The sequence below is a fragment of the Neisseria sp. genome, from assembly GCF_030523955.1.
Lineage (GTDB): Bacteria > Pseudomonadota > Gammaproteobacteria > Burkholderiales > Neisseriaceae > Neisseria.
On sequence record NZ_JAUNHL010000089.1, the window covers coordinates 1 to 7,665 of the forward strand.

The 7,665-nt window shown below is 49.8% G+C and carries 9 protein-coding genes; 2 read left to right on the forward strand and 7 right to left on the reverse strand.

Going from position 1 to position 7,665, the window contains the following annotated elements; genetic code table 11:
* Positions 1-233: 233 nt before the first annotated feature.
* From dksA to Q4C79_RS12700, 4 genes are all read right to left on the reverse strand, one after another.
* A complete protein-coding gene (gene dksA / locus Q4C79_RS12685) occupies positions 234-650 on the reverse strand; it encodes an RNA polymerase-binding protein DksA (RefSeq protein ID WP_303091388.1) in 417 nt (138 codons plus the stop codon).
* A 203-nt stretch (positions 651-853) separates the two neighbouring features.
* Positions 854-1,411, reverse strand: coding sequence for a YggT family protein (locus tag Q4C79_RS12690; protein WP_303091389.1), 558 nt, complete (start codon positions 1,409-1,411; stop codon positions 854-856).
* 28 nt (positions 1,412-1,439) lie between these two features.
* The gene (gene proC, locus Q4C79_RS12695; protein WP_303091390.1) at positions 1,440-2,237 is read right to left on the reverse strand and encodes a pyrroline-5-carboxylate reductase; all 798 of its coding nucleotides are present in this window, start codon (positions 2,235-2,237) and stop codon (positions 1,440-1,442) included.
* Positions 2,238-2,365: 128 nt separating this feature from the next.
* Positions 2,366-3,058, reverse strand: coding sequence for a YggS family pyridoxal phosphate-dependent enzyme (locus Q4C79_RS12700; protein ID WP_303091391.1), 693 nt, complete (start codon positions 3,056-3,058; stop codon positions 2,366-2,368).
* A 190-nt stretch (positions 3,059-3,248) separates the two neighbouring features.
* Here Q4C79_RS12700 and Q4C79_RS12705 point away from each other — a divergent pair, with 190 nt between their 5' ends.
* Positions 3,249-4,289: a type IV pilus twitching motility protein PilT gene (locus Q4C79_RS12705; protein ID WP_303091392.1), complete on the forward strand. Its 1,041-nt coding sequence runs from the start codon at positions 3,249-3,251 to the stop codon at positions 4,287-4,289.
* A gap of 30 nt (positions 4,290-4,319) precedes the next feature.
* Complete coding sequence (locus Q4C79_RS12710) at positions 4,320-5,612, forward strand: PilT/PilU family type 4a pilus ATPase (protein ID WP_303091393.1); 1,293 nt, start codon at positions 4,320-4,322, stop codon at positions 5,610-5,612.
* A 227-nt stretch (positions 5,613-5,839) separates the two neighbouring features.
* Here the strand turns inward: Q4C79_RS12710 and Q4C79_RS12715 are convergent, their stop codons facing one another.
* The 3 genes from Q4C79_RS12715 to Q4C79_RS12725 form a co-directional block, all read right to left on the reverse strand.
* The gene (locus tag Q4C79_RS12715; protein WP_303091394.1) at positions 5,840-6,103 is read right to left on the reverse strand and encodes a hypothetical protein; all 264 of its coding nucleotides are present in this window, start codon (positions 6,101-6,103) and stop codon (positions 5,840-5,842) included.
* A 256-nt stretch (positions 6,104-6,359) separates the two neighbouring features.
* Positions 6,360-7,127 carry a DpnI domain-containing protein gene (locus tag Q4C79_RS12720; protein WP_303091395.1) on the reverse strand — a complete coding sequence of 256 codons (768 nt, stop codon included), beginning with the start codon at positions 7,125-7,127 and terminating at the stop codon, positions 6,360-6,362.
* Between the two features lie 86 nt (positions 7,128-7,213).
* Positions 7,214-7,665, reverse strand: a 452-nt coding sequence (locus Q4C79_RS12725; RefSeq protein WP_303091396.1) for a S1 RNA-binding domain-containing protein, incomplete at its 5' end; no start/stop codon positions are given.

Here is a 7,665-nt window from a genome sequence, read left to right on the forward strand (position 1 = left end):
TCAGCAGCGAAGAAACCGAACTATACACACCTCCCACCAACCCTGTCAACAACCCCCTCCTCTTTTTTTTAACGCCATCCCTCTACCCTCTGTTTTAGCTGGATATTTTTATCACCCCAAACCCCAACCAAACCACAAACCGCAAACCAAACAATTAAAATGCCTGTCTGAAAATTTTCAGACAGGCATCTCACAATCAGCATTCAAGTTAATCTTTTATTAACACCCAAAAATTAATCTGCGAATTGTTTTTTCAGTTGCTCGCGTCGCTCCTGTGCTTCTACTGATAATGTAGCAGTCGGCCTAGCCAGCAAACGCTTTAAGCCGATAGGTTCGCCGGTATCTTTACAATAACCGTATTCACCTTCATCAATCGCCCGAATGGAAGACTGTATTTTACTCATTAGTTTGCGCTCGCGATCACGGGTCCGCAATTCGAGAGCGTATTCTTCTTCTTGGGTGGCACGGTCCGCAGGATCGGGAGCGGACTCATGTTGCTGAAGGTGATCGGTGGTGACGTTGGCTTTCTCAATCAACTCATCCTGCAGTTTGACCAACAACTCTCGAAAGAAGGCCAGATGGTCTTCATTCATGTAATCCTCTTCGGGACCATTCCAATCAAGGATATCTTGTTCTGTTAGTTTCGCCATATAAACCTCTGTTATTTGACCTTTCAGGCTTATTCTTACGTGTTGATAAAAAAGGTTATTGATTTTACACAATACTGCCTGTCGTAAAACCGTTTTTCTGCAATTGAGCGACGCATGGTAGCATGTATTTCCAAACCTCCCAATTTATCGCAGAAGTTTTACTGTTACAAACTATTCTTTACCCCAGCGTGGCATATGGCAACTTATTGCAACATCCACATATTAAGCTGCGACATCAGCTGTGGTACCAATACGGTGAGCCACAGCCACAACATAATAGCAACAATACTACCCGAGAAATCGTATCTTCCTATTCTCAGAAAGACAAACGGCTTGGATAAAGGTTCAAAGATAATTCGCAAAGCATCCATAATAGGCGCATAAGGTTTGGTTATACTCAACACCATGCGGGTAACCAATCCGAGCAACAAAGCATAACCGATAGCTTTACTGAGACCTACCAAACCGAACAGGCTGGCTCCAAAAATAGCCTTAGCGGCGCCGATTGATGGCAAAGCCATAAATATCAAGGTAAGAAATACCAGATAATACACCACGAAAGCGGCCAATAAGCAACTGAAATCCCAACTTCCTTTTTTACGGCTGAGTCTCCCTAGCGGGATAATTAAAGGGTCGGTTAGCTGCTTACAAAACCTCATTGCCGGCTGATCGGCCGATAAGCCTCCTCGCTGCAACAGCATACGCAATATGCAAACAATCGCCCATACATCGGCAATCAGGATAATGACTTTGGCAAACATCTTTATTCAGACAGGCCTTTCTTGAAAATTATTGAGATTCCAACATTTTGCCGATTTCTTTTGAGCGTGCCACGCAAGCTGCCACGCCTTCGGCAATTGATTCCGGAATATCTTTCTCGTCAAACACCCTAATGGCTTCGGCGGTGGTGCCGCCTTTGGAGGTCACATTTTGTTGCAATACGGCAAAAGCTTCACCGCTCTGTTCGGCCAGGGCCACCGCGCCTTTAAAAGTTGCCAGACTTAGCTGCTTGGCCTGCTCGTCGCTAAAACCTTGTTGCTTGGCCGCTTTTTCCAAAGCGCTCATTAAGTAAAACACATAGGCCGAACCGCTGCCGCTGATGCCGGTAATCGAATGCATTTCTTCTTCTTTAGCCAGCCAAACTACCATACCGGCAGACTGCATCAGCACTTCGGCGATTTGCTTATCCGATTCAGACAGGCCTTCTGCGGCATACATACCGCTGACGCCCAAACCGATCTTCGAAGGCGTATTCGGCATCACCCGTACGATACGGCGCGTACCGCCCAGATAACGGCTTAAAGTATCCACACTCAAACCGGCCGCCACCGACAACACCAGTGCGCCGTTGGTTGCGACGTTTTCGCAAGCGGCTTTCATATCCTGCGGTTTCACAGCCAACACCAGTACATCTTCCGCATTGAGCGCAGGCAGTTTTTCCGACACCTGCACGCCCAACTCCCGCGCCAAGCGTTCGCGTTTTTCAGCACCTCGGTTGGCAATGTGGATACGGTAGCCTCCTTGTTTCACCAGTCCGCCCGCGATGGCCTCCGCCATATTGCCGCCGCCTAAAAAATAGATATTCATATTTCCCTGCCCCTTCCATTTCTTTGATTAATTTAATCGGATTGCTAAATTTAGGCCGATTGCGAAGCAAACATATTTTGCCCATCTATGCCTGTCTGAAAACTTTTTCAGACAGGCATAAACCGTAATCAACCATAATCGCGCCTGCCGAAAATCGCGCTGCCGATACGAACATGCGTGGCACCGCAAGCCACCGCCAAGGGCATATCAGCCGACATACCCATCGACAACACATCCGCCGCCACGCCTGCCGCCTGCAATTCGTCCAACAAGGCCTGCATCCGCTCGAACTGCCGACGTAATTCCTCTTCATCCGCCGCCGCTTCGGCCACACACATCAGGCCGCGCACGGTTAAGTTAGGCAATTTAGCCACCTCACAGGCCAGCGCAACCGCTTCTTCGGGCGGTACACCATGCTTATTTACCTCACCGGCAATATTGACCTCGATACACACCTGCAAAGGCGGCATTTCAGGCGGCCTTTGCGCACTCAACCGTTGTGCGGTTTTCAATTTATCAACCGTATGTACCCAATGCGCCCGTTGGGCCACTATCCGCGTTTTATTCGACTGCACCTGCCCGATCACATGCCAAACGATATCCGGCAAATCCGCCAACTCCTCCGTTTTAGAAAACCACTCCTGAATATAGTTCTCACCGAAATCACGCTGGCCGGCCATATAAACTTCGCGGATATCGGCGGCCGGAAAGGTTTTACTCACCGCCACCAACCGCACACTGCCTGCTGGGCGCCCTGCCCGTTGCTCCGCATCCGCCAGTTGCGCGCATACCGATTGGTAATTGTGTTGCAGCATCGTCATGCTTTTCCCTCCAAATCAGCCGTTTTTACCGCAAACATAAAATTTGCATGGAAGAACCCGCGCCGATTATTTAGAATAGATAAGATTTTATTTCAGCAATACCGAAGTACCCAAACACCCGGCAAATTTATCTTGCCGCCGATGCATCAGCAGGAAATAAAACATTATCTTAATAAAATAAGGACACATTATGCAAATTACCGACTTACTCGCCTTTGGCGTAAAAAACAAAGCTTCCGACTTACACCTCTCAGCCGGCCTGCCCCCGATGATCCGTGTACACGGCGATATCCGCCGCATCAACCTGCCCGAAATGTCCTCCGAAGAAGTCGGCCACATGATCACCGCCGTGATGAACGACTTACAGCGCAAAAACTACCAGCAAAACCTCGAAACCGACTTCTCGTTCGAACTGCCCAACGTCGCCCGCTTCCGTGTGAACGCCTTTATGTCCAACCGCGGTCCGGCAGCCGTATTCCGTACCATTCCCAGCACCGTGCTCACGCTGGAAGACCTCAAAGCACCGCGTATTTTCCAAAAAATCGCCGATACCCCGCGCGGCTTGGTATTGGTAACCGGCCCGACCGGTTCCGGCAAATCCACCACGCTGGCGGCCATGATCAACTACATCAACGAAACCCAACCCGCGCACATCCTCACCATCGAAGACCCGATCGAGTTTGTACACGAGAGCAAAAAAGCACTGATTAACCAGCGTGAGTTGCACGAACACACCCACAGCTTTGCCAACGCCCTGAAATCCGCGCTGCGTGAAGACCCGGACGTGATTCTGGTGGGCGAGATGCGCGATCCGGAAACCATCGGCCTGGCGCTTACCGCCGCTGAAACCGGCCACTTGGTATTCGGCACCCTGCACACCACCGGCGCCGCCAAAACCGTCGACCGTATCGTCGACGTATTCCCTGCCGGCGAAAAAGAAATGGTACGTTCCATGCTCTCCGAATCATTGCGCGCCGTCATTTCGCAAACCCTGCTGAAAACCAAAGACGGCAACGGCCGCGTCGCCGCACACGAAATCATGATCGCCACCCCCGCCGTGCGCAACCTGATCCGCGAAAATAAAATTGCCCAGATCGGCTCCGCCCTGCAAACCGGCCAGACGCACGGCATGCAAACGCTCGACCAAGCGCTGCAAGCCCTTATCCGCCAAGGCATGATTTCCCAAGAAGTCGCACGCAGCAAGGCGCAAAACGCTGATATGCTGGTCTAACCGTACCCGATAACATTGCGAGAAAACATCATGACAGACCCGAATCAACAGCTGCATGACCTGCTCAACGACATGGTCAGCGCCTATTCAGAAAAGCAAAACGGTTTCCACGCTACAGCTGCTGCCACCCCGCCTGCCACCCCGCCTGCCCACTCACCTACCAAACCACCCAAACCGACACCCGCTCAAATAGGCGTACATCTACATCCGATTCTCGACCGCATGTGTTTCGATGCAGAAGACCGCGGCGCATCCGATATCTTCATCAGCGCCGGTTTCGCCCCGGCCATGAAAATCAACAGCAAACTGACACCGGTTTCCATGCCGATGCTGACCGCCGCCGATACGCAGGAAATCGCCGACTCCACCATGAACGACGACCAGAAAGCCGAATTCAAAGCCAAGCTGGAACTCAATTACTCCGTGCAGTCGCGCAGCGATACCCGCTACCGTGTCAACGCCTATCACGAACAAGGCCGCGTCGGCCTAGTGTTGCGCCGCATCAACTCGGAAGTTCCTACCGTCGAAGACTTAAGCCTCCCGCTCGTGCTCAACCAACTGATCATGAAATCGCGCGGCATGCTGATTCTGGCCGGCGCCACCGGCTCGGGTAAATCCACCTCGATGGCCGCGATGCTGAACTACCGCAACCACAACCTGCCCGGCCACATCATCACCATCGAAGACCCGATCGAATACCTGCACCGCCCGAAAAAGTGCATCATCACCCAACGCGAAATCGGCATCGATACCGAAAGCTGGGAATTGGCCGTGCAAAACGCCATGCGCCAAGCGCCCGACGTGGTGTGTATCGGCGAGGTACGCTCGCAGGAAAGTATGGAATACGCCCTGCAACTGGCGCAAACCGGCCACCTGTGCGTATTCACCATCCACGCCACCAGCGCCAACCAAGCCATCGAACGCATTATGAACCTCTACCCCGAAGAGCGTCACAAGCAAGTATTGATGGACATTGCCATGAACCTCACCGGCATCATCGGCCAACGCTTGGTAGTCAAACGCGACAACAGCGGCCGCACCGCCATCGTCGACCTGTTGATCAACACCCCCGCCATTCAGGATTTGATTTTCAAAGGCGACCTAATGGGTATTAAAGAATTGATGCAGCGCTCGGTAGACGAAGGCATGCAAACCTTCGACCAAAACCTGTTCAACCTCTATCTGCGCGGCATCATCAGCTATGACGAAGCCCTGCGCCAAGCCGACTCCGCCAACGACCTGCGCCTGCGCATCCAACTGCACGAAGACGGCGGCAAACCGGATCATCTGTTTGATCGCGTCAGCGACTTGAATCTGATCTAATCAAACGGCTTACGCCAAACCAAATGCCTGTCTGAAAAATTTTCAGACAGGCATTTGTTGTTTGAATCAATCTTTCCACATATCGATTAATGCGTGCAAATTTAAATTATAGTAGCTTAAATTCAGAATAGTACAGCGTTGCCTCGCCTTGTCGTACTATCGTATCGGTACTGTCTGCGGCTCGGCGCCTTATCCTATTCTGAATTTAAGCCACTATACATCTGCTTTTAATATCTGTTCCAATTTTTCTCAACGATTTTTCCCGATTGGTAATAAATCGCCACATATTCGATAAAGGTTTCAAAATCCTTATTTTGTTTCACGATACGGTTAACCGATTGCCAATCGGTGTCTGTTTTACGCTTGGCGGGCAATAAAATTTCACTTTCAGATAAATCATCGGTATTCAGCACCATCACACCGATACCGTGCAATGCCGACAAAATCCGCAACTCTTCCTCGGTGCGTTCCCCCATAATGGCAGTGGTCACCAAATAGCCTTCATTGGCACAGCTGGAATTGCTGACTGTTTGGAAGCCTGGTCATAAATTTCTGCTGCGGGCTTGCTTGTATAGTCGATTCAAATAAAATGTCCGGTGGAGCGCGGACGTTTTCGTCCGCTTTTTATGTATGATTCTAGATATTTTGCGGACGGGGACGTCCGCGTTCCAATCTCGGAGTTTTATTTTAAATCTACTATAAAACGCAATAGCTCTGTCTCCTCTTTTACTACGATTTTGAATATTTTCATGATTTTATTTTCCTGTATTTCCCTCTACCCAAGAACTCAATCACATTTTGGTTACGCAGAATTTGCAACTGTTGGCGGATTTTATCTTTAATGTGTTTGTTCTCTGGAAACTGAACCGATAACGCCTGTTCAAATGCATACACTTGTTGCACATCAAATTGCTCGGGCAATTTGTCAATGCATTTCATCATAGCCAACAACCATCCTTTGCTTTTACTTTGTTGTTGGCGCAAAAATAAATGTTTTTTCCATTGATGGCAGACTGTTTCAGGCTCAATCATTTGAGCTTTATCTATCAGTAAAATTTTGCCGCTTTCCGGTAAAGTGCTGATATCCATATCGCACATCAGATAGTTGTTTCTGCCTTTTAATGCTTTATGGCGGGGGACAATCATCTTTGTGGTGATGAAATGCTTGGGAACAAGTACAAGCTGCTGCACGGAATAATCAGCTTTTCTGTACGCCAAGAAAAAGAAAGTCGGATTATCTTCTGCCTGAATCCGCGCTATCATGCTTTCATAAGCGCCATCAGGCACTTTTTTACCGTTGGAAAGTCCACTTTTACTTTTTAGTTCAAACTGTTCATCACAATCAGGGCAAAAGAAATCACCTACTTTGGTATTATTTCCAAAAGCACTTATCGAATGTCGGCCACAACTTGGGCAATAAATATTTCGTTCCAGCCAATCTTCCGACAACCTTCTGATGATTTGTCTGGGGCTGTGATAGCCTTCAATTAAATCTTTGTTAAACCTTAAATCCATTTATTTGGCTTGTCCTACTTAAAAATACTGAAACAGCGGATATGAAAATACCGTTATCCACTGTTTCAGGTAGCCTTTTTAATAGCTTACCGCTTCAACTTCGCAAACGCATCCGCCATCGCCGAATTGGTAGGCGCTTTTTCCTGCCGTTGCGGTTTGGCGCTGCGGCTATCGCCTCTGCGGTTGTTTTCAGACGGCCGGTCGCTGCGTTTGGCCTGCGTGCCGGGTTCGTCGTCCAAACGCATGGTTAAGGCGATGCGCTTGCGCGCGGCGTCGACTTCCAGCACTTTCACTTTCACCACGTCGCCGGCTTTGACCACTTCGCGCGGGTCTTGCACGAATTTGTTCGACAGAGCGGAGATGTGTACCAAGCCGTCTTGGTGTACGCCGATATCGACAAACGCGCCGAAGTTAGCGACGTTGCTTACCACGCCTTCCAAAATCATGCCGGTTTGCAAATCGGTAATTTCGTTGATGCCTTCGGCAAAGGTGGCCGTCTGAAACTCGCCGCGCGGGTCGCGGCCGGGTTTTTCGAGTT

Excerpts from the sequence above, each read along its gene's own strand:
- dksA (WP_303091388.1), bottom strand. The coding sequence starts at position 650 with ATGGCGAAACTAACAGAACAAGATATCCTTGATTGGAATGGTCCCGAA.
- Q4C79_RS12705 (WP_303091392.1), top strand. The coding sequence starts at position 3,249 with ATGCAAATTACCGACTTACTCGCCTTTGGCGTAAAAAACAAAGCTTCC.
- Q4C79_RS12720 (WP_303091395.1), bottom strand. The coding sequence starts at position 7,127 with ATGGATTTAAGGTTTAACAAAGATTTAATTGAAGGCTATCACAGCCCC.
- Q4C79_RS12700 (WP_303091391.1), bottom strand. The coding sequence starts at position 3,058 with ATGACGATGCTGCAACACAATTACCAATCGGTATGCGCGCAACTGGCG.
- Q4C79_RS12710 (WP_303091393.1), top strand. The coding sequence starts at position 4,320 with ATGACAGACCCGAATCAACAGCTGCATGACCTGCTCAACGACATGGTC.
- Q4C79_RS12690 (WP_303091389.1), bottom strand. The coding sequence starts at position 1,411 with ATGTTTGCCAAAGTCATTATCCTGATTGCCGATGTATGGGCGATTGTT.
- proC (WP_303091390.1), bottom strand. The coding sequence starts at position 2,237 with ATGAATATCTATTTTTTAGGCGGCGGCAATATGGCGGAGGCCATCGCG.